Genomic DNA, 24,149 nt, shown 5'->3' on the forward strand with positions numbered 1-24,149 from the left:
GCGTTTTGGGTATCTCCCTAGCGCATACGCCCGCCAGCAGGCGAATAGTACGCTTTCAGATCGCGCAGAGCCTTAATAGAGGCGTAGACGGTTGATCGATCCCTATCCAAAAGCTTGCTGGCCCGGCGCGCTATCGATGCGCGCCGGGCCGGCATGTCGATTATTTGTAAGGATCGACCGGCTGCGGAACGTTGATGACTTCCAGATCCTTCAGCATGGTCAACACGTCGGAGATCGAATAGATATGGTCGATCTTGTCGCCGCGGAAACGCAGCCAGGAGAACCACAGGACATTGAGGTCATTCCCGGTCGGCTGGACGCCCATGTAAGGACCGCCGGTGTGCTTGCCATGGTGGTGGCACAGGACGCAGATCTCGTCCTCGCCGCGGCCCCATGCCTTCAGCGTGCGATAGAGGCTGGGCGGGAAAGTCTTGTAAAGGCCCTGCGGCGAGGTCTTCCAGACATGATAGGTGCCCAGGTCAGGCCGGTTGGGATTGTCATAGGTCATGGTGTCGGTGTTGAAGAACCGGTCCATGCCGTCCCAATCGCCGCGGTTGATGACCTCGTGCAGGTCCATCCAGTGATTGACCATGAACGCCTGCCGCTCGGTCAGCCCGGCGGTGATTTCTGCCCGCTTATCCTTGGACAGGACGAAATCGGCTTCCGTGAACGGGGCAAGGCCCATAATAATCTCCTTGATAAAATGGTCCGCGGGATCGCCCCGGGGGTGCCGTTTCATCCCCATAGCCACCCCCCTCTACACCTACCTAATGGAAGGCGGCGTGCGTCCCGCACTGTGTCAGCAACAATTCTATAGAATAAAGGAGAGGCTATGACACTGACCCTGCAGGAAATGTCTGATCGGTTCGAAATTCAGGACCTGATCGTCGGCTATTGCTACGCTGTCGATACACGCGATTGGAACGCGCTGGACCGCTATTTCACCGAAGATGCGGTGATCGACTATTCGGAAATGGTGGGCATCGTCGGCGGACTGGCGGAAATCAAGACGTTCCTTGCGGAGAGTCTGGCACCGATTCCTGCCTTCCAACACGCGGTTTCGACCACCCAGTATCAGATTGAGGGCGACCGGGCAAAGACCAAGACGGCCTGCTACAATCCGATGACCGTCAGTGACGGCGAAACGACCGATACGCTGGTCTTTGGCCTCTGGTATCATCATGAATTCGTTCGCACCGGGCAAGGCTGGAAGATCAGCCGACTCTATGAACAGAAATGCTATCGGCTGAACGTGCCGGACTGGCTCGCGGCGCAATTGCCCGCCTGATCCTGCCATAGTTTAGCCAGATTCCGGGGGGGCCGATGCAACGCTTTCTGAATGTTCTTTTCCTTCTGTTGATGTGCCTCGTCGGCCTGTCTCTATTATGGCTGGGAGGACGTCTGGCGTTGCTCGGCGGATCGATCTGGTATGTTTTCTCTGGCCTTGTCATGGTCGTTACGGCCTATCTTGGCTGCCGCAGGTCGGCTCTGTCCGTTACCGTCTATTGGGCCTTTCTGGCAGCCAATCTGTGCTGGGCGCTTTGGGAGGTCGGATTGGATGGCTGGGCGCTTGCCCCCCGGCTCGCCATGCCTGTCGCCATGGGCCTTTATATGCTCACCCCCTTCTATCGGCGGCACGTCGGGCTTGCCGGACGATTCGTCGGCGCGCGCATCATGTGGCCCGGCCTTTTGCTGCTGTTGGTCGGCGCAGTCGGCACCGCCTTCTGGATCGATCGGTCGCCGATGGCCGGCAGCGACATCTGGGGAGCCGGGCCTTCGCAACCGGCCGATGGCGATTGGATCGCCTATGGGAACGATCGCGGCGGATCGCGCTTTTCGCCGCTGGCTCAGATCACACCTGCCAATGTGGGCAATCTGGAAAAGGCCTGGACCTTTCACACCGGAAAGCTGAGCGACGGCAAGCAGGGCTCCGCCTTTCAGGCCAACCCGCTCAAGGTGGGCAATCGCCTGTTCCTCTGCGCTGGTAATAATGATGTGATCGCGCTCGATCCGGAAACGGGTCGGCAATTGTGGCGGCATCATCCGAATACCGATCTTGCGGGCGTCTATGGTCTCGTCTGCCGCGGCGTCACTTATTATCGCGTCCCGCAGGCAACGGGGGTTTGCGCCGAGCGCATCTATACCGCGACGCTTGACGCCCGGCTGATCGCACTCGACGCCGCGACCGGCAGCCTCTGCCCCGGCTTCGGACGGGGCGGCCAGGTGGATCTGAAGGTCGGATTGGGCAACGTCGACAAGGGCTATTATTTCGTTACCTCGCCCCCCGCGCTGGTGCGGGGCCGCCTCGTGCTGGGCGGTTGGGTGATGGATGGCCAGAAAATCAAGGAACCTTCAGGCGTCGTCCGGGCATTCGATGCCGTCACGGGCGATTTTTCCTGGGCTTTCGACATTGGTCGACCCGACGAGCACGGCCTGCCGCCATCCGGCGCTATCTTTACGCCTGGCACGCCCAATAGCTGGGCACCGATGAGTTCGGACGAAGCACTGGGGCTTGTCTATGTACCCACAGGCAATGCCACGCCGGATTATTTCGGGGGGCATCGCACGGCCAATGATGACCGTTATTCCAGTGCCGTGCTGGCGCTGGACGCGGAAAGCGGCGCGGTACGCTGGTCGTTCCAGACAACGCATCATGACCTGTGGGACTATGATGTTCCTGCCCAGCCCACCCTGGTCGATCTTCCCGGCGGCGTGCGCGGTCTGCTCCAGCCGACCAAGCGCGGGGAAATCTTCTTCCTCGACCGCGCAACCGGCAAGCCCATATTGCCGGTTGAGGAACGCCCCGTCCCTCAGGGCGCCGTCCCCGGCGAACGGCTGTCGAAGACCCAGCCCTATTCGGTCGCCATCCCCAGCTTCGGCGGCCCTCGCCCTACCGAAAGGGGCATGTGGGGCCTCACCCCCATCGATCAGGCGATGTGCCGCATCCGTTTTCGGCAGGCACGCTTCGATGGCGACATGACGCCTCTGTCGACCGATCATCCGACCGTCACCTGGCCCGGTTATCTGGGCGGGATCGACTGGGGCGGCGTATCGGTCGACCCCCGGCGCGGCTTGATGATCGTGAACAACAATCAGGTCGCCAACTATAATCGCCTGATACCAAGGGCCGATGCCGACCGGCAGGGCATCAAACCGATGAACGCCGAGCATATGAGCGATGTCGGCGGTCCGGTCGCGCAGATGGGCGTGCCCTACGCCGCCCATATCGCACCTTTCCTCTCGCCGCTGGCCATTCCCTGCCAACAACCACCTTATGGGCGCATCAACGCCGTCGATCTCAAAACCGGCAAACTGGTCTGGAGCAGGATATTCGGCACCTCACGCGACAGCGGCCCGCTGGCCCTGCCGACTTTCGTGCCCATTCCCATGGGCGTGCCCAATATTGGTGGATCGGTCGCAACGGCGAGCGGCCTCACCTTCATCGGCGCGACACAGGAACATATGTTCCGCGCCTATGAGACGGCAACGGGCCGCCTGCTCTGGAAGGCGCGACTGCCTGCTGGCGGCAACGCCTCCCCTTCCACCTACTGGTCCGATGCCAGCGGCCGCCAGTTCGTGGTGATCGCGGCAGGCGGACACGGCGCAATGCTGTCGGGCGCAAGCGACGAACTGGTCGCCTACGCCCTGCCCAAGCGGGAATAGACGCAAGCCTTTTAGGCGTCGGACAGAATCATGTCCGATGCCTTTTCGGCGATCATCATCGTAGCGGCATAGGTGTTGGCTGACGGGATAACCGGGATGATGGAGGCATCCACCACCCGCAGCCCGTCCAACCCATGAACCCGCAACCGATCATCCACCACCGTCATCGGATCGCTAGCCGGTCCCATTTTGGCGGTTCCGACCAGATGATAGCTGCTGTTGCCATATTGGCGGGCGAAATCCAGCCATTCGTCGTCACTCTGGACATCCGGCCCGGGGAAAAGTTCACCTTCAACCATCGGCGCCAGCGGCGCGGCAGACAGGATCGCGCGCGCTTCCCGCAACGCCGCGATCAGGACAGCGCGATCCTTCTCCACCCCCAGATAATCGGGATCGAGCAGCGGCACATCCATCGGGTCCGCCGATGCTATCCGTACATGGCCCCGGCTTTCGGGGCGCATCTGCCACGCCCCGCAGGTCATGCCGGGAAAATCGTCAAGCCGTCCGATAAAGCCCTGTTTGTAGCTGCCTGGCGTGAAAACCAGGCTGTAGTCGGTCATGTCGAAGGCCGGGTCGCTGCGCCCAAACACATGCACCAGCGCGGGCGACAGCGCGAGTATACTCGGCCGACCGCTCATCCAGCGCAGCACCTGGCCGACCAGAGGCAGACCCCGCACGTGAGCGTTCAGGCTGTCCACGCCCTCGCGCAGCCGGACCACAAGGCGTGGACTGTAATGATCATGGAAATTCTCACCCACACCGGGCAGGGCGTGCAGCACCGGAATACCATGGCGCTGCAACAACGCCGCAGGACCGATGCCTGACAATTGGAGCAGCTTGGGCGTATTGGTCGTTCCAGCGGCCAGAATAACGCTCCGCCGCGCCGTCACCTCCTTCGTCTCGCCATGCTGCCGATAAGCGACGCCGCTCGCGCGTTTTCCTTCCATCAGGATGCGCGTTGCCAGTGCATGAGTTCGCACCACGGCGCCCATCCGCCTTGCAGGATGCAGAAAGGCGGTAGCTGTGCTGGCGCGCCGCCCCCCTGCGATTGCGCTTTGATAGCGGCCCACGCCTTCCTGCCGGGCGCCATTATAATCGGGATTATAGGGATGCCCCCGCTCGGCTGCGGAATCGATGAAAGCATCGACCACCGCGCTCGGCCAAGGCGATGTGCTCACGCCCAAGCGCCCCTCGCGCCCGCGATAGGCATCGTCGCCCTCCCCTTCCCGTCGCTCGGTCCGGCGGAAATAGGGCAATATGTCATCATAACCCCAGCCACGATTGCCCAGCTGCGCCCAATGATCGAAGTCGGCGCGCTGACCGCGATTATAGACCATGCCGTTGACGCTGCTCGATCCGCCCAGAACCTTGCCCTGCGTATATTGGATCGGCCGATCGCCGCTGTGGGGATTGGGCGTGCTCGCGAGCTGCCAGGTGACGTCGGGATCGAACAACGTCTTGATGAACCCGGCGGGCACGCGATGATAGAATTTACTATCGGGCGGCCCCGCTTCCAGCACGCATATGCTGCGCCCCGCCCCGGTCAGCCGCCACGCCAATATGCCCGCGGCCGTCCCGCCGCCGACGATCACATGATCGAAAACCTCCATGCATTCAGACGCCCAGGCTGGAGCGTATGACGTCGGCGATTTCGTACAGAGGATGGTCCTCGCAACTGCGCGGGCGCATCATCCGGTTATGGCAGAAGGCAACGGCAAGACCCGTATCAGGATCGGCCCAGCCCAGCGAGCCACCCGCGCCGGGGACGCAGATCGTGCGCTCGCCCTTTGCAGGACAAGTCAGCGGCGTGGTGGGCGAATACATCCAGAAGCCACCCTGGCTGAGTGGCATTGGCGCGTTGAAGTAAACCGGATCCGGCGCCTCACTGTTGGCGCGCGGCAGGCAGGCCGCATCGACCCTCTCCTTCGACAATAGCCGCTTCCCGTCCAGAGCGCCGCCATTGGCCCAGATTGCCCAGAAGCGCGCCTCGCTACGCGCATTGAAGATGCCGCCGACCGCCGCCACCGCCGCGCGGCGCACCGCAGGCCGTTCGAACACGTCGGGGATCAGGCGCACATTATTGGGCAGCGCCATCGCAAAATAGCTGTCGTCGGGAAAGCTGGCCGACGATCCTTCATCCACCAGCGTGGCGACGCGCCGTTCGGCCTCGTCGGGCATGCCGATCCACAGATCGGTGATGCCATAGGGTTCGCATATCTCTTCCTGGACGAAGCGCCCGAAGTCCCGGCATTGCGGATCGGTTCGCCGCACCACCTCGCCCAATACCCAGCCAAAGGACATCGCCTGGTAGGCCGGCTTGTCGCGCGGTAATATGGGAGTCAGGCCGGCGATGCCGCGCGCCATGAAATCCCAGTCGCACATGGATTCCGGCGTCGTTCCGGGCGGCATCTGCGGCGTGCCCGTATGGTGGTTGAGAGCGTCGCGGACGGTGATGGTTTCCTTGCCGTTCTGTGCGAATTCCGGCCAATAGTCCGCGATGGGCCGGTCATATTCCACCAGCCCCTTTTCTGCCTGCACATGGACCGCCGTCGACACGACGGCCTTGGACACGGAAAACACGTTGAACAAGGTATCGGCATCGACAGGACGACCGCTTTCCCGATCGGCTACCCCGGCCCAGCAATCGATCACCAGTTCCTCGCCCAGATAGGCGGCCACTTGAATGCCGATTTCGCCTTTTTCGGCAATGGCGCGGTGCAACGCTTGTCGAACCGATTGATTGACCGCGCTGTCCATCGTCATGGCTTTTTCTCATAGAGTTGGAAAGGACCTACTCTCCGGTTGATCGACACGATTGTCCCGCATCCCGGCAATTGCTCCAGGAACCGGGCAAGGGGCGCGCCTTTGCAATGTGCCAGATAGGCGCTTTCGCTCTCCCACAATTCCAGGATGTGGAATTTCAGCGGATCATCCAGCGCGACCGTGGCGCGATAGGTGGCGCATCCCGGTTCCGCCTCCGATCCGGCAACCGTCTGGCCAAGCAAGCTCACCAAAGCCCCGCGATTGGCCTCCGTCGTCGTCAGGGCGACGTCAATCAATATCATGTCTTCGGCCACCGCATTTTTCTTCTCCTACGGACAGACGATATACGCGCTCGCCAATTATTCATAAATAGCAGGATCATGCAGGCCAATCCTATCCTTTGGCGGGCAAGATTGAACGGCGCCTCTCTATGTTTCTGCTGGAAACAAGGGGAGAGAATGAAGATGCCCGCACATGACAGCCTGGTGAGACGCTTGCCCGTCGGCGCTGACGACGAACGTGCGATCGAACATGTGCTGCTGCGTTATGCCACTGGCATCGATACGCGTGACTGGCCGTTGTTTCGCACCTGCTTCGCCCATGATTGCGAAGCCGATTATGGCAGCTTCGGGCGTTGGCGCGGTCCGCGCGAAATCGCAGAATATATGGCGGCCGCGCACCGTAACATGGGGCTGACATTACACCGCATCACCAATATCGTGATAGAGAATCGCAACAATCAGGTGCATGCGCGCAGCTATGTGGACGCGATCCTGCCCGAAGCGGCTCAGGGTGGCGTGACCCATCGCGCGACTGGCTTTTATGACGACTGCCTGGTCCGCACCTCGGACGGGTGGAAAATTTCGCGACGAAAATTCACCCTCGTGAAGGCCGGAATGGATGATTGATCTCAACCGCCAAGTCATATTGACGTCTCGGCCCGCGGGAATCGCGCAGGCCGAAAATTTCGCCATTCGCCAAGCGCCGATCGAACAGCCTGCCCAGGGCCAGATACTGGTGCGGAATCATTATCTGTCGATTGAACCGGCCATGCGCGGCTGGATTGCCGACGTGGGCAACTACGCCGTTCCCGTGGCCATCGGTTCGGTCATGCGTAGCCTTGCCTCAGGCCAGATACTGGCCTCCGCGCATCCGGATTATGCGGTCGGCGATCATGTAACGGGCTGGTTCGGGTGGCAGGATTATGCCTGCGTCGCGGCGGATCAGGTGGTCCAGCGTACCACGGAGCGGGAGATGCGGGCATCGCTCGGCATTCTCGGTATCAACGGCATGACGGCCTACCTGGCTCTCACCCTGACCGGCCAGCCCCGCGCGGGTGAGACCGTGCTGGTGTCGACCGCAGCCGGCGCGGTTGGATCAGCAGTTGGCCAGATCGCCCGCATCCTTGGCTGCCGCACGATCGGCATAGCCGGAGGGCCGGAGAAGGTGCGGCGCTGCGTGGAAGACTATGGCTATGACCACGCCATCGATTACCGCGCGCAGGATGTGGGGGCGGCGATCGCGGAATATGCGCCGCAGGGCATCGACGTTTATTTCGACAATGTCGCCGGTGGGATCAGCGATTCGGTTCTGCCTCATCTGGCGCTGCGCGGGCGTGTGATCGTATGCGGAACTGCATCGATAGACCGCTGGGCGCCATGGCCAACGGGGCCACGCATTGAACGCCACCTGCTGGTCAAGCGGGCCCGAATGGAAGGTTTCGTCATCTTCGATCATGGCGATCGCTATGCCGACGCGGCGGCGCAATTGCGCGCATGGATCGCGGAAGGCCGGATCACATGGCGCGAAGACATATTGGATGGGATCGAAGCTTGCCCCGATGCGCTCGCCGGTCTCTATCGCGGGGAAAATGACGGCAAGAGGCTGATCCGTCTCGTCTGATCTGGGAAGAGGAAATCACGTCATGAATAATCTGGAAGGGCAGATCGCCATCGTCACCGGCGCATCTTCGGGCATCGGCGCGGCCAGCGCCCGCGCGCTTGCCGAAGCGGGCGCAACACTTGTGCTGGTCGCACGGCGGGCCGACCGTCTCTCTGCGCTGGCCGAGGAACTTGGCCGTGGAAGCACTGCATTTACCGCCGACATGGCGGATCCAGACGCCCCCCAACGGTTACACGACTTCGTGCTCGAGCGATTTGGTCGCGCCGACATTCTGGTCAACAATGCCGGGATGCTGCACGCCGCGCCGATCGACGCATTCGACCTCGACCAGCTACGCCCCATGATCGCGATCAACTATGAAGCGGTGGTCCGTGCCAGCACTCTTTTCGCGCGCACGATGAAGGCTGCGGGCAAGGGGCAGATCATCAACATTTCCAGCATCGGTGCAAACATCACCGCTCCGGGCGTAGGTGTCTATGGCGGGCTGAAGCGCGCACTGGAATCATTTACCGACTGCCTGAGAGTCGAACTGGCCGGGACGGGAGTCAAAGTAGGCATCGTTGCGCCCGGCACCACCAGCACGGAAATCTTCGAGGATATGAAGGCCAGAGGCCAACCCTCATGGGATAGCTTCATCCCGCCGATGCAGCCCCAGGATATTGCCGATGCGGTCGTCGTCATCGCACAGCAGTCCGAACGAACCAACATCGCACGCATTCACGTCTATGCGGCGGCGGATAGCTATTAAGATCGAACCAGCGGCCTTCAATCCAGCGTGGCGTAGGCGTCGAGCCGAAAAGGCTTGACCTCTCCGCCATGCCGCATCTTGGAAACCCATTGCGGATCCATCAGCAGAGCGCGGCCAACCGCGATCAGATCGAATTCGCCCTGCGCCATCCTGTCTGCCACCAATGACAGATTATCGGTCATGACCGTCGGCTGGGCGAAGGAGGATTGCAGATCCTTGCTGAGGCCCACGCCACCAACCGCTATGGTGGGTTTCCCTGTCAGCTTCCTGATCCATCCCGCAAGGCCCATGTCAGCCCCTTCGAAAGCCGGTGTCGTGAAGATGCGGGTGCTTGCGTCGAACACATCGATTCCCGCCGCGACGAGAGGCGCCAGCATGGCTTCCAACTCACCAGGCGTTTCCGCATTGCGCGCGTCATAATCCTGAAGCTTCCACTGGGAGAAGCGGAAGATAATCGGAAAATCAGGCCCAGTCGCGGACCGAATCGCGCGAACCAGTGCGGCCGCGAAGCCTGCCCGCTCGGCAGCTCCACCGCCCCAGCGATCCTCGCGCATATTGGTGTGCCGCCACAGGAAACTGTCGATTAGATAGCCGTGCGCCCCGTGCAATGCCACGCCGTCAAAGCCTACTGCCTTCGCATTGACTGCGCTGCGGACGAAAGCGGCGATGATGTCTCCTATCTCGCTGTCGGTGAGCGGCGCTGTGGGCTCACGCACCAGTTCCAGATATTCCGGCGGAACCATCGCCTTGTCGATCGGGCCCCACACACCAGAGGGGCGCGCCGAAGGAGCATCAGGATGATAACCCGTTCCCGGCACGCGGATGACCCCCTGATGCCATAGCTGGGGTATGATGAGCCCACCCGCTTCATGCACTCCGGCGACGATTTCGCGCCAGCGCGCCAGGACTTCCTCGCCATGCAGGACAGGCGCAGCGCCGCCGCCCATCGTTTCCCGTCCCACCGCGGAAGGATGATCCACCCCTACCCCTTCAGTGATGATCAGTCCGACATCGGCTTCAGCCCGCCGCCGGTAATAGCCGGCCACTCCCTCGGACGGGATTCCGCCGGGAGAGAAATTGCGAGTCATAGGCGCCATCACGAAACGGTTGCGGAGTTTCAGCGAACCGATCGCATATGGCGTAAACAACATGTCGGCCTGTTCCATCGGTGCAATTCTCTCCTGTGCCTGCCGGACGACGGTGCAGCAGGAAGCCTGCGCCGAAAACCTATCCAGTGACAGGACATGGACATGCCGGAACGGCCCATCCTTGAGTCCGAATCAGACTTCTTCGATTGCAAGGGCGGCCTGCGGGCAGGCTTCGGCACCTTCACGGGCGCGCTCTTCCAATCCTTCGGGGACGATTTCGTCATCTACGTACACAATACCGTTGGCATCGAGTTTGTAAATTTCGGGACAGATTTCAGCGCAAATCCCATAGCCGCAACAAGCCGGCTTATCGATCACAACTTTCAACTTCTGGCTCATCAGCCTCTCCTTCCAACCTAAGCAACATTACACCTTGAACAGATTTAGTTCAATATGTATAACACGACTCAATCTAAGGAAATCCTTGAGGAGAGCAAGATGCTGCACAATGCCGGGCTGACGCTTAGTGATGGAACGACTCTGGACGACCTCATCAATCGTGACATGAATGAGGTGTCGTTGCGAGTGATGAACGACAAGGAGCTTTACGAGCTGGAGATGGAGCGCATCTTCGCGCGCACCTGGCTCCTCCTTGGTCATGAATCGGAAATTCCCAAGGCGGGCGACTATGTCATGCGTGACATGGCGGAAGACAATGTGATCGTTTCGCGTGATCGCAGTGGCGAAATCCATGTGATGCTCAACGTCTGTCCTCATCGTGGGATGAAGGTCTGCACGGCCGAAGCGGGCAATGCCCAGGCTCACCGTTGCATCTATCATGGCTGGGCCTTCCGCTCTGACGGCAGCTTCATCGGCGCGCCGATCGAAAAGGAGCAGATGCACGGCAACAAGCGTTCCAAGGACGAATTGGGTCTCAAGAAGGCGCGCGTTCATCTCTATGGGGGGCTTATCTTCGCCACCTGGAACAAGGAACTCTCGTTCGAGGATTATCTGGGCGACGCCAAATTCTATCTCGACCAGCTTTTCTGCCGCACCGACAACGGCCTTGAGATGCTTGGCCCGCCGCAGCGCTTCGTTCTGCCCTGCAACTGGAAGATTCCCGGCGAACAGTCCGGATCGGATGGCTTCCACACGCTGACCCTGCATCGCTCGCTGATGGAAGGCGGGATCATGGGCGGCACGCCGGAGTCGATCTATGACAATGCGCCGGGCATGTACGGCGTCGATCTTTCCGTTCCGCAAGGTCACACGCTGCGCTGCCTTGAAGCGGCGCAGACCTTCAAGATGTTCGCCGACGTCAGCTTTGAAGGCAAGTCGACGGAAGAACGCCTGAACCTGTTGCCGCCTCCGGGCATCACCAAGGAACTGATCCCGCAACTGTTCAAGAATCTGTCGGAAGATCAGGTCAGCCAGCTTGCGAACATCCCTCCCCAGGTCGGTGGCATGTTCCCGAATATCCTGATCGCGTTCATCTTCGCGCCTCGCATGGATGGTGGCGCGTCGGGCGCGCTGTCGCTACACACCTATGTGCCCAAGGGGCCGGACAAGGTGGAATTCGTGAACTTCATCTTCGCGGAAAAGGACGCGCCGGAAGATGTGAAGCGCGACATGCTGCAGAACGCCATCTGGTCGACCGGCACATCGGGAACGATCGAGCAGGATGATGCCGATACATGGCCGCAGATCATGCGTAATTCGCGCGGTCACATGAGCAAGTCCATCACCCTCAAATATCAGGCGCTCCATGGCCATGAACGTCCAGAAGGCTGGGTCGGCGGCGGGGATCTCTACCCCGGCTTCACCAAGGACGATACGCAATGGGCCTGGTGGATGGCCTATTACAACCTGATGGCCGACGCCTGAGCCGCGCGAAAGAGAGGATCATATCTATGGTGAACTACGCGACCGCCGCCATCGACAAGACTAGCGTCATGCGCGGCCTGGTGTCCACCAAGCGCGTGCCGCTGGGGTCGGAAGTCTATAACCGCCTGCTCGAAACCCTCTATGACGAGGCCGCCGCGCTCGACGAACGCCGTTTCGACGACTGGGTCGCCTATCTGGAAAAGGATCTGAGCTACACCGCGCCTCTGCGCCTCACCCGCAACGGCCCCAACAAGGACCGGGACGTGGTGCGGACGATGAAGCATTTCGACGAAAATTACGGATCGATCCTGATGCGGACCGGCCGCCTGTCGAAAAGCGCCTGGGCTGAAGATCCGCCATCGCGCACTCGCCGCTTCGTCACCAATGTCCGCATCGCCGAAAGCGAGACGGCCGGGGAATATGAAGTGGTGAGCTACCTCTATGTGGAGCGCAGCCGCATGGACAATCCGGAAAATGAGACGATCAGCGCTGAACGCCGCGACATCTGGCGGCTGGTCGATGGCGCATACAAGCTGGCAAGCCGGGAAATCATCGTCGACCAGTCTACAATCGGCATGTCCAACTTCGCCATCTTCCTCTGATCGGAGCCAGCATTCGGTGACGGGAACCCCGCATATCGTGGTCGTCGGTAGCGGCCTTGCCGGATATGGCGTCCTGCGCGAGCTTCGCAAGCTTGCGCCGGACGCCCGGCTGACGCTCGTCACACAGGATGATGGGCATTTCTATTCCAAGCCTGCGCTGTCGACCGCGCTTGCCAAGGGCAAGGTCGCCGAAACGCTCATCACCACACCGGCTGAGAAAATGGCGGCGCAGCTGAAGCTCGACCTGCGGGCCGGGCGCATTGTCGAAGCCATTGATCCGCAGGACAAGGCCGTTCTGACCACCGGCGGGCCGATCTTCTACGACAAGCTGGTGCTCGCATTGGGTGCCGATCCGGTCCGTCCGCCGATTGACGGCGACGCCGCGCATCGTGCGCTCGCGGTCAACAATCTCGATAATTATCGCGAATTTCGGGAAGCGCTGCCTGATAGCGCCCGCGTGCTCGTCATGGGCGGCGGGCTTGTCGGCACCGAATTTGCCAACGACCTTTCGGCAAGCGGTTATCAGCCGGTGGTCGTCGACATGCTCGGCCACCCCCTGGCCCAGCTCGTACCGCCGGGCGTCGGCGACATGATTCGCGATGCGCTTTTGGAAAAGGGCGTGGAGTGGCATCTGGGCCGCAAGGTCCTCGCCATCCACAAGAGCGAAAGTGGTATCCGGGCCGAACTTGACAATGGCATGGCGATCGATGCCGCGGCGGTTCTTTCTGCTGTTGGCCTGCGTCCGCACATCCAGTTGGCGCAGGACGCGGGACTGGAAGTCGCGCGAGGCATCAAGGTCGATCAGACCGGCCGCACCAGTGATCCCGACATCTATGCGATCGGCGATTGCGCGGAATATCCACAGGGGCTGGCCGCCTATGTGACGCCGATCATGGCAGCAGCACGCGCCATCGCACCCAGCGCGCTCGGCACGCCGACGGATATTCGCTTCCCGCCACTTTCCGTGCAGGTCAAAACCACGGCCTATCCCGTCGTCTTGCTGCCCGCGCCGATGGGCGTGGAAGGCCAGTGGCAGGAAATCGCCAACGACGAGCGCGGCATCAAATATCACTATCTGGATGCAGCGGGGGCCATCCGCGGCTATGTTTTCACGAAGGATTATTGCCAGGAACGCATGGACATGGATCGTGCGCTGAGCGAACAGATGACAGGAGTAGCTGCGTGACAGGTTTGGTGCAGGACAAGGTTGCAATCGTCACCGGCGGAGCCAAGGGTCTGGGCCATGGCATTTCCCGCTGTCTTGCCCAGGCAGGCGCGAACCTGCTCATCACCGGCCGGGATGGCTCCGCTGCTGAAGCCGTCGCGGCGGAAATCACGAAAACATCCGGCGTCCGCGCCGTGGGCATGTCCGCTGACATGGGCGTCAAGTCCGAAGTCGAAGCGATGATCGACCGCGCCGTCAGCGAATTTGGCGGACTAGACATCCTCGTCAACAATGCATCGCAGCTTTCACCCAATATTCTGCTTGAACAGAAGACGGACGATATGCTCCAGCGGACGTTGGAAATCGGCACCTGGGGCAGCTGGTGGGCCATGCGCGCCGCCTTCCCTCACATGAAAGCGCGCGGCGGTGGCTCGATCGTCAATTTCTATTCGATCGACGCGCAGACCGGCGCCTGGCTTCATGCCGATTATAATATGAACAAGGGTGCGATCCTCGGCCTTACCCGCAGCGCGGCGGTCGAATGGGGCCGGTTCAACATCCGCACGAACGCCATCGCGCCCACAGGCATGGGTCAGGTTTTCTCGGAACTTGCCGAAAATGTGCCCGGCTTCCTTGAGATGGCGACCGCCAGCAATCCCCTCAAGCGCGCGGGCGATCCGGAAAAGGACATCGGCCCCGTCGTTCTCTTCCTTGCGTCGGAAATGTCCCGCTTCGTGAATGGGGAACTCATCAATGTGGATGGCGGCCAGCATTTGCCCGGCTATGTGAGTGTGCCGCACAATCTCGCGGAGATGGAAGCCCAGACATGAAGTTGATGCCGCACACCGACTGGAGCGAAATCGTCGCCACCGATCAGTCTGGCAGCGTCCAGAAGATCATGGACGGCACCTTGCGCGCGATCAGCAGCATGGGGACGCGCCGCCTGTCGATGAGCGACATCAGCGAAAGCAGCGGCGTCTCACGGGGCACGCTCTACCGCTACTTCGCCTCCAAGGAGGAAGTGCTGGCTGCTGTCAGCGAATATATTTGCAGCAGTTTCGAAAAAGGCATTGTGGAATCGGGCGAAGGCATAGCCGATCCGATCGAACGCTTTCGCGCGGTGATGGGCTTTTACGGCCGTTTCACGATCGAACGCTCGCCCGAAGGGATTTTCGAGGTCGAACCGGCGTTTCACCTCAATTTCCTGCGGTGCCATTTCAGCCGGCACAAGGCCGCCGTCCAGCTTGCGCTCAATCCGGTGCTCGATTATTTCGAGATGCTTACGGGCAGTCGGATCAACCGTGACGTCTTCTGCGACACGATGGTCCGTCTGCAACTGAGCACCCTCATCATTCCCGCTACACCTGAATGGCTAGCGATCTGGAACAGCGCGCCTGATCGCTTGTGCGAATGGGCGTTGCAAATCGCCGGCCACCATGCTGAACATAAGAAAGGATGAACTGATGGCTACTGCCCCCAAGGCGGATTCTGAAATCCAGTGCGGCTTCGCCGAAAAGGCGGTCGCCGACGCGATGGTGGAGAAGGCTCGCGGTTTTCGCGAGTTCCTGCAAAGCGAAGCGCCCCAAGGCGAAAAGCGGCGCAATCCCACCCCCGCCGTGGACAAGATGCTGAAGGAGGAAGGTTTCCTCCGCATGCTCCTGCCGCAGCGTCTGGGCGGCATGGGCATGTCGACGACGGATTTCTGCCGCGTGCAGATGGAAATTGCCAAGGGCGACCCTGCCATCAGCTGGGTCATCCAGATTATCAACGGGACAAGCTGGATCACCAGCCTTGCGCCCGACGGCGTGCAGGACGCCGTATTCGGCCAAGGTCCGCAGCCGGTCTGCGGCGCTTACAACCCGCCCGGCAAAGCCCGCAAGGTCGATGGCGGCTGGATCATCAACGGCAAATGGCCCTATATGTCCGGCTCGCGCCAGTCGACCTGGGCGCAGCAGGGCGTGGTGCTGGAAGGCTATGACGGCCCCGTCGTTCCTGGCATCAGCATGTGCTATCTGCCGATGGACAGCATGACCATCGAAGACACATGGTTCGTGTCCGGCATGCAAGGCACTGGTTCCGACACGGCCATCGCCAAGGACGTTTTCATCCCTGACGCGCAGATGGTGTTGATGGACGAACGCGCCGGACAGATCGATCGGACCAAGCGTAATTTCGGCGCTCCTTCCGACCTGCTGCCCGCCGTGCCAGTCGTCCGCACCACCGGCATTGCCCAGTTGATCGGCGCGGTCGATGCGATGCTGGAAATCGTCACCGCCGAATCTCCCAAGAAGCCGGTGCTGACAACCATCATCGGCCCACGCACCAGCTCGGGCGCCTATATGCGCGATCTGGGCGAGGCTGCAGCGATGATCGATACCGCCAAGCTGATCCTGTTCGACCTTACCGCCAAACTGGATCGCGTCGGTCTGGGCGAGGAATTCACGCTCGCGGAAAAGGCCAAGCAGCGGGCGGGCGGCGCGCAGATGATCGAACTCGTCCATAGCGCCAGCGAATCGCTGATGTTCCAGGCCGGTTCCTCTGGCTTTGCTCTGGACAAGCCGATCAACCGCTACTGGCGCGATATTTCGATGGCGCTGCGGCATATTCAGAATATTCCGACCATCGGCTATGAAATCTATGGCCGCAACCTGACCGGGGCCGACCCGATCTCGCCTCCGGGCGCTTATTGAGGTCAACATTCCATAGTTGAAGCAGGGCTGCCCGGTCGAAAGAGCGCGCAGCCCTCTTCACTTCTGCGGCCCAGCCGCACCCATCATATTCACAGGGGTATGACATGCGCGCCGCACTGATCGACACCGATGGCCGCTTTTCCCTCGCCGATCATCCCGAACCCGTCGCTGAGCCCGGCCACCGCATTGTCGAGGTTTCGGCGGCCGGAATTGGCCCCACCGACCTCATGCGCGCGAAGGGGTTTTTCGGTCCTGTCAGCGCACCCTATGTTCCGGGTGGCGAAGGCGTCGGACGGCTCGATGACGGACAGCGCGTCTATTTCGGGCATAGCAAAGCGCCCTTTGGCGCCATCGCGGAACGCACGCTCGTGCCGGAGGAAGAAATCTGGCCAGCGCCCGATGGCCTGTCTGACGACCAGTTGATCGCTCTTGCCATCTCCGGCACCGGCGCACTGATCCCGCTCGAAGAAGCCAGGATAGCGAAGGACGAGTCCGTCCTCATCCTAGGCGCAACCGGTCCGGTGGGCCAAATAGGCGCGCAGGTCGCCCGGCTACTGGGCGCAGGTCGCGTCGTCGCTGCGGCGCGCAACCGTGACAGGCTTCAGGCCATGCAGGCCGCCGGTCACGCGGACGCCATCGCCATATTGGGTGAAGGGGACGATGAGGCCGCACTGAAAGCCGTTGCGGAAGGCGGCTATGATGTCGTGCTCGACATTATCTATGGTCCTCCGGCCGAAGCGGCGATGCGCGCCACCCGTCCCGGCGCGCGGATGATGAGCATAGGCGTTCAGGCAGGGCCCACGGTGACGCTTTCCCTGCGCGATCTCGTTTTCCGCAGTCATGTCGGCGTCGGCACCGGGCAACGACCGGCGAACGAGCGCCGCGCGGCTTATGACCGGCTGATCGATATGGCGATGACACGGGGGCTTACTGTCGACACCTGCCGCCATGCCTTTGCCGACGCGGCCAAAGCCTGGTCCGCGCAGGCGGGCAGCCCGCATGGCAAGATCGTCATCACCCGCTGATATCATGGGCATCCCGGCCTATATCGACCCGACCGTCCGCATGTTCGGTGATGTGCGGCTGGGCGACGATTGCAGCTTGTGGCCCTATGCCGTCATCCGCAGCGAGCGGGCGCATGTGTCGATCGGACGATGCGCCAGCGTGCAGGATCATGCCATGGTTCATATCGGTTGGGACGATCCCACCATTGTCGGCGACTATTGCACCATAGGCCATCGCGCTGTCGTTCACGGCTGCACCATAGAACCGGCCAGCCTGATCGGCGTGGGCGCGACCATCATGGAAGGCTGCATCATAGGACGCGGCTCGATCGTCGCCGGGCACAGCTTTCTGCCGCCGGGCAGCGTGATCCCGCCTCATTCGCTCGTCATGGGCACGCCGGGCCGCGTGGTGCGCCGCATAGACAAGCTGCGCGCGAACATCGTCGATGCCCTTCTCTATCGCGACAATGGGCGAGCCTATGCCATGGGCGCTCATCGGATATGGGAACAATCCGACATGGCAAAGCTGGGGGAAGAGGCTGAAGCAATCCTTGCGCGCGAAGCGATAGGCTGGAATGACCACGGCATCGCCGATTCCACCGATAAGTAAGGGAGCGACCATGCCCGACACGCCTGTCTTTACCGAAACCACCATGCTGGACCTGCTGTTCCGCGAAGCCCGCACCCATAATGCATGGAGCGATCGACCCGTCACGGATCAGACTGTCCGAACCCTCTACGACCTCGCAAAATGGGGGCCGACCACCGCGAACAGCAATCCGGGCCGTTTCGTCTTCATTCGCTCAGCCGCCGGCAAAGCGCGGCTGAAACCTCATCTGAGTGCCGGCAATGTGGACAAGGTGATGCAGGCGCCCTGCACCGTGATTATCGCCGGCGACACGCGCTTTTACGAGTTCTACGACAAGCTGTTCCCATCGCGCGACATGCGTAGCACGTTCGAGGGCAAGGATGCGATGATCGCGGACACGGTAGCGCGATCATCCACGCTTCAGGGTGCCTATCTCATCATGGCTGCCCGCGCGATCGGCCTCGATTGCGGTCCCATGTCGGGCTTCGATCAGGCAGGCACCGACGCCGAATTCTTTCCCGATGGCCGGTGGAAGAGCAACTTCCTGTGCAATATCGGCTATGGCGATCCGGCTGGGCTCTATCCCCGCAATCCCCGGCTCGATTTCGAAGAGGCCTGCCTCGACCTCTAGGCAAGTTGCCGGGGCGGTTGTCGCGAAACGACCGCCCCGGCCGTCAAGTCATTCCGGCGCGTAACAATAAGCGCAGAATTTATTGCCCAAGCTGTCGCGCACATAAGCGCCATAAGCGTTCGGCGCGAAAGTCCGCAATCCCGGAGGCCCCTCGCATGACCCGCCATTGGCCAGCGCGGCGGCATGGAAACCGTCCACGGCCGCGCGCGACGGAGCGACAAGGCCGATGGTGCCGCCATTGGCATAGGTGGCTTCCCCACCGTTGGCCGGCTTCGTCACCATCACCGCAGGCTGCTCGACGCCCCATACGGACATGGCTTCGCCATCGAAAAGCCGCTTCATACCCAGCGGGCCCAGAACTGCATCATAAAAGCCGCGCGACTGCTCAATATCGTTGGTGCCGACCGACACATGTGTGAAAACGCTCATTTTCTCTCCCTATATTCAAGATGCGGGCGTCCAGACCAATGGCAGTTCGACTGGCTGGATCATCCCCAGATGGCATTGCACCTGATGGTCCGGCGCGATGCGGAAGTCGGGAATGCGCGCCAGAAATTCCTCCATCGCGATTCGCAGTTCGCGCCGCGCAAGATGCATACCAACACAGGTATGAATCCCGAAACCAAATCCCACATGGCGCGGCCGCCGGTCGAGCCTAACCTCAGCGGGCGCATCGAATTCGGCCGGATCACGCCCGGCCAACGTGGTTGACATCGCCACCCTGTCGCCGGGCATGAAGCGGATGCCCGCCACCTGCGTCTCCTTCTTGCAGGTGCGGAAGGTCGTCACAGCGCCATAGGCCCGCATCAGTTCATCAATGGCATGGGGGATTTCCGACGGATTGGCCCGCAGGAACGCCTGATCCTCCGGGTGGCTGCCCAGATGCCGGAACTGAAGCCCCATATTGGTCGAAACCGTATCCAACCCACCGATGAACAGATTGAACATGAAGCCCAACAGTTCATCCTGGGTCAGCGATCGGCCGTCGATCTTCCCCTGCACGCCAAAGCTGATGAGGTCGTTGCGCGGATTGGCACGCCGGTCCTCGATCTCGCTCCCCAGATAATCAAGCACGCTGCGCGTCGCTTCCGCGATCTTGGACAGGTCGTGATTGTGGAGCAGATTCATTTCCCACTCCATGAACTCACCGACCCGGTCGAACGGCAGGCCCATCAGTTCCATGAACACCTTGATGGGAAATTCAAAGGCGAACTCGCTCATGAACTCGCACTGGCCGCGCGCCGCGAAGGCATCGATATACTCAACCGCATATTGCCGGATATTGTCCTCCAGCGCCGCCATCGCCTTCGGCGTGAAGGCCGGGTTGACCATCTGGCGAAAGGGGCCATGGGCCGGGGGGTCGAGTTCCGCCGGGGAATTGATCCAGTTCCCGCCCACAAGCTTGGAAAATGGCGAGAAATCGGTCGAGGAAAAATGCTCGGTGTCGAGATAGATTGCGCGAAGATGCGCCATCCTGCGCGGCACCCAGGCGGCGGTCCCGCCGGGATAGGCATGGGTGGCATAGATGATGTCCGGCCCTTCATGCACCTTCATCGTCAGGTCGTCGAACGGATCCTTTGTTGTCGTCATACCGAAGATGAAAGGAAAATCCTTACTCACCAGTGCAGGCGGCACATGATCTGGGATTGGCTGCTCCGGAAATTTCATCGCTCTCACTCTCCTCGAATTTCTGGCCCGCGTTTCGGGCCTTGAAACTTGGGTGGACACTGATAAGCGATCCACCCAAGCGCACCTGTCTTTCAGAAGGATCGCGGCAGGCCCAGACTCTCTGCGATGCCGTTGCGAACCATCTCATTGGTAATGGGTCCGATGCGCCACAGGCGGCTGTCGCGCCAGTAACGCTGCATGTCGGTTTCCGCCGAATAGCCCATGCCCCCCAGGATCTGGATACCCAGGTCCGCCGCCGCATTGGCATTTTCCGACGCCATCAGCTTGAGCATATTGGCTTCCACGCCAACATTCTCGCCCTTCGCCTGCTTGTCGGCGCAATAATGCAACATCAGTTCCGTGGTCTTCTGCATGGTCGCAATGTCGGCGACATAATGCTGCAAGCTCTGGAAGCGTCCGATAATTCCGCCAAAGGCCTTGCGCTGCTGCATATAATCGAGCGCATCTTCCAGCACCCCGTCGATAACGCCCAGACAGAAGGCCCCGACCATGATACGCTCGTTATTGAGCGTGGGCAGCAACATATACCAGGCCTTGTCCGGTTCCCCCAGGACATTCTCGTCCGGGACGAAGGCGTCCTCAAAATGGATCGAGCAGCTTCCCATCGACCGCATGCCCAGCTTGGCCAGCGGCGTGATCTTGACGCCTTCGGTCTTGGTCGGCACCCAAAAGAGGGTCAGACCCTGATGCTTCTTCTCGACCGTCTTGTCGCTGCGCGCGATCACGAGGAGATAGTCGGCCACATGCGCGGAGGAAGACCATATCTTCTCGCCATTGATTTTCCATCCACCATCGACTCGCTCGGCCGTCGTGGCCATCGCGCCCAGCAGATCAGTGCCGCCGCCCGGCTCGGTAAAGGCGATCGCCGCCTTGAGCTGCCCCGTCGCGATCAGGGGCAGATATTTCGCCTTTTGTTCGGCCGAACCATATAGGCCGATGGATTTGGAGCCCGCAAAGCTGGTGATACCCCAAATCCATGCCAGCCCGCCCAGCGAACGGGCCAGTTCCCGCGCCAGCAGCATCTGCATGACGACATCGCCGCCCTGCCCGTCATATTCCTCGGAAATGCCGACGCCGTGGAAACCCGCTTCGGTGAATTTGTCCCACAGCGCGAAGGGATAATTATGCTCGTCCTTTTCCAACAGGCGCGCCCATTCCTTGGGCACTTCATTATCGACCCAGCGCCGCACCACGTCGCGGAAGGAACGATATTCCTCGGGTAGTTCAAAATCCATTGTCAGTCCTTTGGGTGTTGATCTTGTTCGTCGCGAGCGGCGGGTTCGATGTCGCACAGAGCGACCAGACGCGATGACATCCGGTCAAGGCAGGCCAGCACGCCGTCCGGGTCTCCCGCCTTGAATGCCTGCAATATCGCCTCATGCTGGCTGAGGCCGCTTTCGGAGAGCGTCGCAAGGCCGTGAAGGAAAATGAAACGCGCAATCAGTCCGCGCCGGTCCAGCGTCGAGCGCAATAATTCGCGACTTTTCGAGGCTCTGATGAAAATACTGTGAAAATCCAGGCCTGCCATTATCGCAGCCATATATTCGCCCGTTTCCACCGCCACCCGATAGCGCGCGATGGCGCGCTCCAGCGCCGTCACATCCGCCGTATCGACCCGGGGCATCCCCCAAATATAGCCCAGACGCCACAATTCCCCCTGCACACGGACAAGGTCGCGGGTCATCTCCATGTCGATGGGGGTCGCCCGCTTCAGCCGATGGGCCTCGATTTCAACCAGCCCTTCCGACGCCAGCGTGCCCAGCGCCTCCCGGATCGGCGTCGCGCTAACATTCAGATCCTGTGCCAGCGCGGTTTCCCGCAGCAGCGCGCCCGGCGGAATGACGCCGGACACGATCCGTGACCGCAGCACAGCGGCCACGGCCTGTCGCCGGGTCGCGGGCGAACGGAATGTGCCAGCGGAATCCTGCATGTCCATATCGGACACCCAAAACATGTCAGTCATTATATTCTGCGATTCCATATTCTATAGAATGTTGAAAACCTCGTCCCGTCGCCCCTCTCCAAGGATAGGGTGCCCTATGCTGGAGCTGTTATAGTGCGGCGGCATGAAATGCCCCAGATGCAGAACGCCACAGGAAGGTTATGGCACGTGGTGCCCCGCATGCGGCCATTCCGGCGGAAACGTCCGCCGCGCGATGCTGTGGACGATCGTGCCCACCGCCATGATCGCGGTCATACTTCTCGCGCGCATCGCCTATGCCGAAATCACGCGTCAAGGCAGCAGCCGCAATTCCTATAGCAACAGCATCGAAATCCAAAATGCGACAGGCCGAAGCGCAGCTTTCGCAAAGCTCATGCACGACGCGGGGCAGCAATGCGCGCGCACATCAAAAGCCCTGTTCAGGGGTGATATCGGCACCAATGCAGCCTGGGCACTGCGATGTGAGGATAGCGGCGACTGGCTCGTCCTGATCGCTTCCAATGGCGCAACTCGGATCGCCAGTTGCGGACCGCTGGAAAAGGCCGGAACGCCCTGCTGGACCCGGCTGTAAGGCACCCTTCATTATTGAAAATGCGGTGATTTTGCCGCATGGGCCACCCGGCCTCGTTCATCCATGAGGCAAGACAGAAGCATCGTCATTTGACGGGAGGATCAACCTGAAAGTGGCGCGCTTCAGGAAATGCAACCCTCATCGCCCGGCCGCCACCAGTCCAGGCCCGGCGCCGCTTCCATTATCACGCTCCATGCACGCGCAACCGCCTGTTCAAGGGCATCCGGCTTCACCTGAAGCCCTGTGAAAGTGCGCTCGATCATCTCGTCAATATAGGCACGCGGTGCGACGGATCGGAGCAGCAAGCGCCGCCGCCCCTCAATCGTCATGCCAACGATCAGGTCCACCGCCACGTCGAGCGAACGAAACACCATCTGTCCGCCAGACCGCGCTGTGGCCAACGCGTCGCGCACGATCAGGTCGAACATGCTCGCCCGCGCGAAATAATCGACATAGTCCACGCGGCAAGTGAAACCACCCCAGCGCGGATCATGCCAGGCCCGCACCATCGCCATGATGGAGCCGCCGACCGCCCGAACCAGCGGCGCTTCCCCATCATCGAACAACCTGCGGAAATCGGCGATCATATCCGCCGTCATCCGCTCGCCCAGTTCATTCACCGCCGCGTCGAGGGATTCGAAATATTTGTAGAAGCTGCCGCGCGACACATCCGCCGCACGGATCACATCGTCGATCACCAGACTGCCACTGCCCTGCCCCGGCTGATACAGGTCAAGCACGGCTTCAAGCAGCCGCTCGCGCATCCGCGCGCGCCTGATCGCCGCCGCGGCCGTGCGCGGATCGACAGCAGGGGAAACAGGCGCGGCGCTGGTCATCGGCTCCTATTGCATCGGGTGGAAATAACGCGCAAGCAGACTGCCATCCTCTCCGAATATATAATGTTCGATGCTGTGCACGCGGACGGGTTGCCCTTCATATTCGCCTTCGTTGCGGACATAGATCACCGCTTCGTTGCCGCTCACCTTCACATCCTCGACGATCAGCTTCCATCCGACATATTGGCGGCATAGCGCCTCCAGCTTGTCCCATCCTTCCTGCACGGGTCCGGTGGCGGGATCCTGCACCTTGAAGCCGCCCGGCGCGATGGCGCGGAACGCCGCCATGAAATCGTCGATGCGGCCTTCGCTGAACAAACCGGCCTGGGTCTTGAGGAATGTCGCCATTTCCTGTGCGGTGGGTAGTGCCATGATTCTTCCT

At 61.0% G+C, this 24,149-nt stretch carries 27 protein-coding genes; 15 read left to right on the top strand and 12 right to left on the bottom strand.

Going from position 1 to position 24,149, the window contains the following annotated elements; translation table 11 throughout:
- Nucleotides 1–160: 160 nt before the first annotated feature.
- The gene (locus LDB26_RS12415; RefSeq protein WP_062067083.1) at nt 161–685 is read right to left on the bottom strand and encodes an ester cyclase; all 525 of its coding nucleotides are present in this window, start codon (nt 683–685) and stop codon (nt 161–163) included.
- A 147-nt stretch (nt 686–832) separates the two neighbouring features.
- Here LDB26_RS12415 and LDB26_RS12420 point away from each other — a divergent pair, with 147 nt between their 5' ends.
- Both LDB26_RS12420 and LDB26_RS12425 read left to right on the top strand, forming a co-directional pair.
- Nucleotides 833–1,288, top strand: a complete 456-nt coding sequence (locus LDB26_RS12420) for a nuclear transport factor 2 family protein (RefSeq protein ID WP_257538602.1) — start codon at nt 833–835, stop codon at nt 1,286–1,288.
- A gap of 35 nt (nt 1,289–1,323) precedes the next feature.
- Entirely contained in the window at nt 1,324–3,663 is a 2,340-nt protein-coding gene (locus tag LDB26_RS12425; RefSeq protein ID WP_257538604.1) for a membrane-bound PQQ-dependent dehydrogenase, glucose/quinate/shikimate family, read from the top strand.
- An 11-nt stretch (nt 3,664–3,674) separates the two neighbouring features.
- Here LDB26_RS12425 and LDB26_RS12430 read toward each other — a convergent pair whose 3' ends face one another.
- From LDB26_RS12430 to LDB26_RS12440, 3 genes are read right to left on the bottom strand one after another with little or no spacing between them, the layout of a single operon-like run.
- Nucleotides 3,675–5,273 carry a GMC family oxidoreductase gene (locus tag LDB26_RS12430; protein WP_257538606.1) on the bottom strand — a complete coding sequence of 533 codons (1,599 nt, stop codon included), beginning with the start codon at nt 5,271–5,273 and terminating at the stop codon, nt 3,675–3,677.
- 4 nt (nt 5,274–5,277) lie between these two features.
- Nucleotides 5,278–6,426, bottom strand: coding sequence for a serine hydrolase (locus LDB26_RS12435; protein ID WP_257538608.1), 1,149 nt, complete (start codon nt 6,424–6,426; stop codon nt 5,278–5,280).
- Nucleotides 6,423–6,740, bottom strand: coding sequence for a putative quinol monooxygenase (locus LDB26_RS12440; protein ID WP_257538610.1), 318 nt, complete (start codon nt 6,738–6,740; stop codon nt 6,423–6,425). Before LDB26_RS12440 ends, LDB26_RS12435 begins: the two co-directional genes overlap by 4 nt.
- 144 nt (nt 6,741–6,884) lie before the next feature.
- On the opposite strand from LDB26_RS12440, the gene LDB26_RS12445 reads away from it, so the two are divergent.
- Genes LDB26_RS12445 through LDB26_RS12455 form a run of 3 tightly spaced genes read left to right on the top strand, consistent with a single transcriptional unit; the run spans nt 6,885 to nt 9,076 of the window.
- Nucleotides 6,885–7,334 carry a nuclear transport factor 2 family protein gene (locus LDB26_RS12445; RefSeq protein ID WP_231746324.1) on the top strand — a complete coding sequence of 150 codons (450 nt, stop codon included), beginning with the start codon at nt 6,885–6,887 and terminating at the stop codon, nt 7,332–7,334.
- On the top strand, nt 7,327–8,328 hold the full coding sequence (locus LDB26_RS12450; RefSeq protein WP_257538612.1) for an NADP-dependent oxidoreductase: 1,002 nt from the start codon (nt 7,327–7,329) through the stop codon (nt 8,326–8,328). The genes LDB26_RS12445 and LDB26_RS12450 overlap by 8 nt, the downstream gene beginning before the upstream one ends.
- 22 nt (nt 8,329–8,350) lie before the next feature.
- The gene (locus LDB26_RS12455) at nt 8,351–9,076 is read left to right on the top strand and encodes an SDR family oxidoreductase (RefSeq protein WP_257538614.1); all 726 of its coding nucleotides are present in this window, start codon (nt 8,351–8,353) and stop codon (nt 9,074–9,076) included.
- Nucleotides 9,077–9,093: 17 nt separating this feature from the next.
- Here LDB26_RS12455 and LDB26_RS12460 read toward each other — a convergent pair whose 3' ends face one another.
- Nucleotides 9,094–10,227, bottom strand: coding sequence for an NADH:flavin oxidoreductase (locus tag LDB26_RS12460; RefSeq protein WP_257538616.1), 1,134 nt, complete (start codon nt 10,225–10,227; stop codon nt 9,094–9,096).
- A 129-nt stretch (nt 10,228–10,356) separates the two neighbouring features.
- On the bottom strand, nt 10,357–10,563 hold the full coding sequence (locus LDB26_RS12465) for a ferredoxin (RefSeq protein ID WP_082635242.1): 207 nt from the start codon (nt 10,561–10,563) through the stop codon (nt 10,357–10,359).
- A 99-nt stretch (nt 10,564–10,662) separates the two neighbouring features.
- Between LDB26_RS12465 and LDB26_RS12470 the strand changes: the two genes are divergently transcribed.
- The 9 genes from LDB26_RS12470 (at nt 10,663) to LDB26_RS12510 (ending at nt 18,729) form a co-directional block, all read left to right on the top strand.
- Nucleotides 10,663–12,048, top strand: coding sequence for an aromatic ring-hydroxylating dioxygenase subunit alpha (locus tag LDB26_RS12470; protein ID WP_257538618.1), 1,386 nt, complete (start codon nt 10,663–10,665; stop codon nt 12,046–12,048).
- 26 nt (nt 12,049–12,074) lie between these two features.
- Complete coding sequence (locus LDB26_RS12475; RefSeq protein WP_062067118.1) at nt 12,075–12,650, top strand: 3-phenylpropionate/cinnamic acid dioxygenase subunit beta; 576 nt, start codon at nt 12,075–12,077, stop codon at nt 12,648–12,650.
- Nucleotides 12,651–12,666: 16 nt separating this feature from the next.
- Nucleotides 12,667–13,836: an NAD(P)/FAD-dependent oxidoreductase gene (locus tag LDB26_RS12480; RefSeq protein WP_257538619.1), complete on the top strand. Its 1,170-nt coding sequence runs from the start codon at nt 12,667–12,669 to the stop codon at nt 13,834–13,836.
- Nucleotides 13,833–14,645 carry an SDR family NAD(P)-dependent oxidoreductase gene (locus LDB26_RS12485; protein WP_062067123.1) on the top strand — a complete coding sequence of 271 codons (813 nt, stop codon included), beginning with the start codon at nt 13,833–13,835 and terminating at the stop codon, nt 14,643–14,645. Before LDB26_RS12480 ends, LDB26_RS12485 begins: the two co-directional genes overlap by 4 nt.
- Nucleotides 14,642–15,274, top strand: a complete 633-nt coding sequence (locus LDB26_RS12490) for a TetR/AcrR family transcriptional regulator (RefSeq protein ID WP_062067125.1) — start codon at nt 14,642–14,644, stop codon at nt 15,272–15,274. Before LDB26_RS12485 ends, LDB26_RS12490 begins: the two co-directional genes overlap by 4 nt.
- A 4-nt stretch (nt 15,275–15,278) precedes the next feature.
- Nucleotides 15,279–16,505 (top strand): acyl-CoA dehydrogenase family protein, encoded by a 1,227-nt coding sequence (locus tag LDB26_RS12495; RefSeq protein WP_231746325.1) that lies wholly within the window; start codon nt 15,279–15,281, stop codon nt 16,503–16,505.
- A gap of 104 nt (nt 16,506–16,609) precedes the next feature.
- Nucleotides 16,610–17,530 carry a zinc-binding alcohol dehydrogenase family protein gene (locus LDB26_RS12500; RefSeq protein ID WP_257538620.1) on the top strand — a complete coding sequence of 307 codons (921 nt, stop codon included), beginning with the start codon at nt 16,610–16,612 and terminating at the stop codon, nt 17,528–17,530.
- Nucleotides 17,505–18,119: a gamma carbonic anhydrase family protein gene (locus tag LDB26_RS12505; protein WP_257538621.1), complete on the top strand. Its 615-nt coding sequence runs from the start codon at nt 17,505–17,507 to the stop codon at nt 18,117–18,119. The genes LDB26_RS12500 and LDB26_RS12505 overlap by 26 nt, the downstream gene beginning before the upstream one ends.
- Nucleotides 18,120–18,129: 10 nt before the next feature.
- Nucleotides 18,130–18,729 carry a malonic semialdehyde reductase gene (locus LDB26_RS12510; protein WP_257538622.1) on the top strand — a complete coding sequence of 200 codons (600 nt, stop codon included), beginning with the start codon at nt 18,130–18,132 and terminating at the stop codon, nt 18,727–18,729.
- 48 nt (nt 18,730–18,777) lie between these two features.
- Here the strand turns inward: LDB26_RS12510 and LDB26_RS12515 are convergent, their stop codons facing one another.
- From LDB26_RS12515 to LDB26_RS12530, 4 genes are all read right to left on the bottom strand, one after another.
- Nucleotides 18,778–19,158 (bottom strand): VOC family protein, encoded by a 381-nt coding sequence (locus LDB26_RS12515; RefSeq protein ID WP_257538623.1) that lies wholly within the window; start codon nt 19,156–19,158, stop codon nt 18,778–18,780.
- A 15-nt stretch (nt 19,159–19,173) separates the two neighbouring features.
- The gene (locus tag LDB26_RS12520; protein WP_257538624.1) at nt 19,174–20,319 is read right to left on the bottom strand and encodes a cytochrome P450; all 1,146 of its coding nucleotides are present in this window, start codon (nt 20,317–20,319) and stop codon (nt 19,174–19,176) included.
- 170 nt (nt 20,320–20,489) lie between these two features.
- Nucleotides 20,490–21,653: an acyl-CoA dehydrogenase family protein gene (locus LDB26_RS12525; RefSeq protein WP_257538625.1), complete on the bottom strand. Its 1,164-nt coding sequence runs from the start codon at nt 21,651–21,653 to the stop codon at nt 20,490–20,492.
- A 2-nt stretch (nt 21,654–21,655) separates the two neighbouring features.
- Nucleotides 21,656–22,381 (bottom strand): GntR family transcriptional regulator, encoded by a 726-nt coding sequence (locus tag LDB26_RS12530; RefSeq protein ID WP_257538626.1) that lies wholly within the window; start codon nt 22,379–22,381, stop codon nt 21,656–21,658.
- 193 nt (nt 22,382–22,574) lie between these two features.
- On the opposite strand from LDB26_RS12530, the gene LDB26_RS12535 reads away from it, so the two are divergent.
- A complete protein-coding gene (locus LDB26_RS12535; RefSeq protein WP_257538628.1) occupies nt 22,575–22,931 on the top strand; it encodes a hypothetical protein in 357 nt (118 codons plus the stop codon).
- A 122-nt stretch (nt 22,932–23,053) separates the two neighbouring features.
- On the opposite strand, the gene LDB26_RS12540 is transcribed toward LDB26_RS12535, so the two are convergent.
- Together LDB26_RS12540 and LDB26_RS12545 are read right to left on the bottom strand one after the other, a co-directional pair.
- A complete protein-coding gene (locus LDB26_RS12540; RefSeq protein ID WP_257538629.1) occupies nt 23,054–23,767 on the bottom strand; it encodes a TetR/AcrR family transcriptional regulator in 714 nt (237 codons plus the stop codon).
- Nucleotides 23,768–23,773: 6 nt separating this feature from the next.
- The gene (locus LDB26_RS12545; protein ID WP_257538630.1) at nt 23,774–24,139 is read right to left on the bottom strand and encodes a hypothetical protein; all 366 of its coding nucleotides are present in this window, start codon (nt 24,137–24,139) and stop codon (nt 23,774–23,776) included.
- Nucleotides 24,140–24,149: the final 10 nt, after the last annotated feature.

This window comes from Sphingobium sp. CFD-1, assembly GCF_024611115.1.
Lineage (GTDB): Bacteria > Pseudomonadota > Alphaproteobacteria > Sphingomonadales > Sphingomonadaceae > Sphingobium > Sphingobium baderi_A.

Coding starts and splice junctions, on each gene's coding strand:
- LDB26_RS12415 (WP_062067083.1), bottom strand. CDS start 685: ATGGGCCTTGCCCCGTTCACGGAAGCCGATTTCGTCCTGTCCAAGGAT.
- LDB26_RS12525 (WP_257538625.1), bottom strand. CDS start 21,653: ATGGATTTTGAACTACCCGAGGAATATCGTTCCTTCCGCGACGTGGTG.
- LDB26_RS12540 (WP_257538629.1), bottom strand. CDS start 23,767: ATGACCAGCGCCGCGCCTGTTTCCCCTGCTGTCGATCCGCGCACGGCC.
- LDB26_RS12505 (WP_257538621.1), top strand. CDS start 17,505: ATGGCAAGATCGTCATCACCCGCTGATATCATGGGCATCCCGGCCTAT.
- LDB26_RS12535 (WP_257538628.1), top strand. CDS start 22,575: ATGCTGTGGACGATCGTGCCCACCGCCATGATCGCGGTCATACTTCTC.
- LDB26_RS12545 (WP_257538630.1), bottom strand. CDS start 24,139: ATGGCACTACCCACCGCACAGGAAATGGCGACATTCCTCAAGACCCAG.
- LDB26_RS12420 (WP_257538602.1), top strand. CDS start 833: ATGACACTGACCCTGCAGGAAATGTCTGATCGGTTCGAAATTCAGGAC.
- LDB26_RS12450 (WP_257538612.1), top strand. CDS start 7,327: ATGATTGATCTCAACCGCCAAGTCATATTGACGTCTCGGCCCGCGGGA.
- LDB26_RS12470 (WP_257538618.1), top strand. CDS start 10,663: ATGCTGCACAATGCCGGGCTGACGCTTAGTGATGGAACGACTCTGGAC.
- LDB26_RS12460 (WP_257538616.1), bottom strand. CDS start 10,227: ATGTTGTTTACGCCATATGCGATCGGTTCGCTGAAACTCCGCAACCGT.
- LDB26_RS12530 (WP_257538626.1), bottom strand. CDS start 22,381: ATGACTGACATGTTTTGGGTGTCCGATATGGACATGCAGGATTCCGCT.
- LDB26_RS12455 (WP_257538614.1), top strand. CDS start 8,351: ATGAATAATCTGGAAGGGCAGATCGCCATCGTCACCGGCGCATCTTCG.
- LDB26_RS12515 (WP_257538623.1), bottom strand. CDS start 19,158: ATGAGCGTTTTCACACATGTGTCGGTCGGCACCAACGATATTGAGCAG.
- LDB26_RS12490 (WP_062067125.1), top strand. CDS start 14,642: ATGAAGTTGATGCCGCACACCGACTGGAGCGAAATCGTCGCCACCGAT.
- LDB26_RS12475 (WP_062067118.1), top strand. CDS start 12,075: ATGGTGAACTACGCGACCGCCGCCATCGACAAGACTAGCGTCATGCGC.
- LDB26_RS12520 (WP_257538624.1), bottom strand. CDS start 20,319: ATGACGACAACAAAGGATCCGTTCGACGACCTGACGATGAAGGTGCAT.
- LDB26_RS12430 (WP_257538606.1), bottom strand. CDS start 5,273: ATGGAGGTTTTCGATCATGTGATCGTCGGCGGCGGGACGGCCGCGGGC.
- LDB26_RS12495 (WP_231746325.1), top strand. CDS start 15,279: ATGGCTACTGCCCCCAAGGCGGATTCTGAAATCCAGTGCGGCTTCGCC.
- LDB26_RS12425 (WP_257538604.1), top strand. CDS start 1,324: ATGCAACGCTTTCTGAATGTTCTTTTCCTTCTGTTGATGTGCCTCGTC.
- LDB26_RS12510 (WP_257538622.1), top strand. CDS start 18,130: ATGCCCGACACGCCTGTCTTTACCGAAACCACCATGCTGGACCTGCTG.
- LDB26_RS12465 (WP_082635242.1), bottom strand. CDS start 10,563: ATGAGCCAGAAGTTGAAAGTTGTGATCGATAAGCCGGCTTGTTGCGGC.
- LDB26_RS12500 (WP_257538620.1), top strand. CDS start 16,610: ATGCGCGCCGCACTGATCGACACCGATGGCCGCTTTTCCCTCGCCGAT.
- LDB26_RS12435 (WP_257538608.1), bottom strand. CDS start 6,426: ATGACGATGGACAGCGCGGTCAATCAATCGGTTCGACAAGCGTTGCAC.
- LDB26_RS12445 (WP_231746324.1), top strand. CDS start 6,885: ATGAAGATGCCCGCACATGACAGCCTGGTGAGACGCTTGCCCGTCGGC.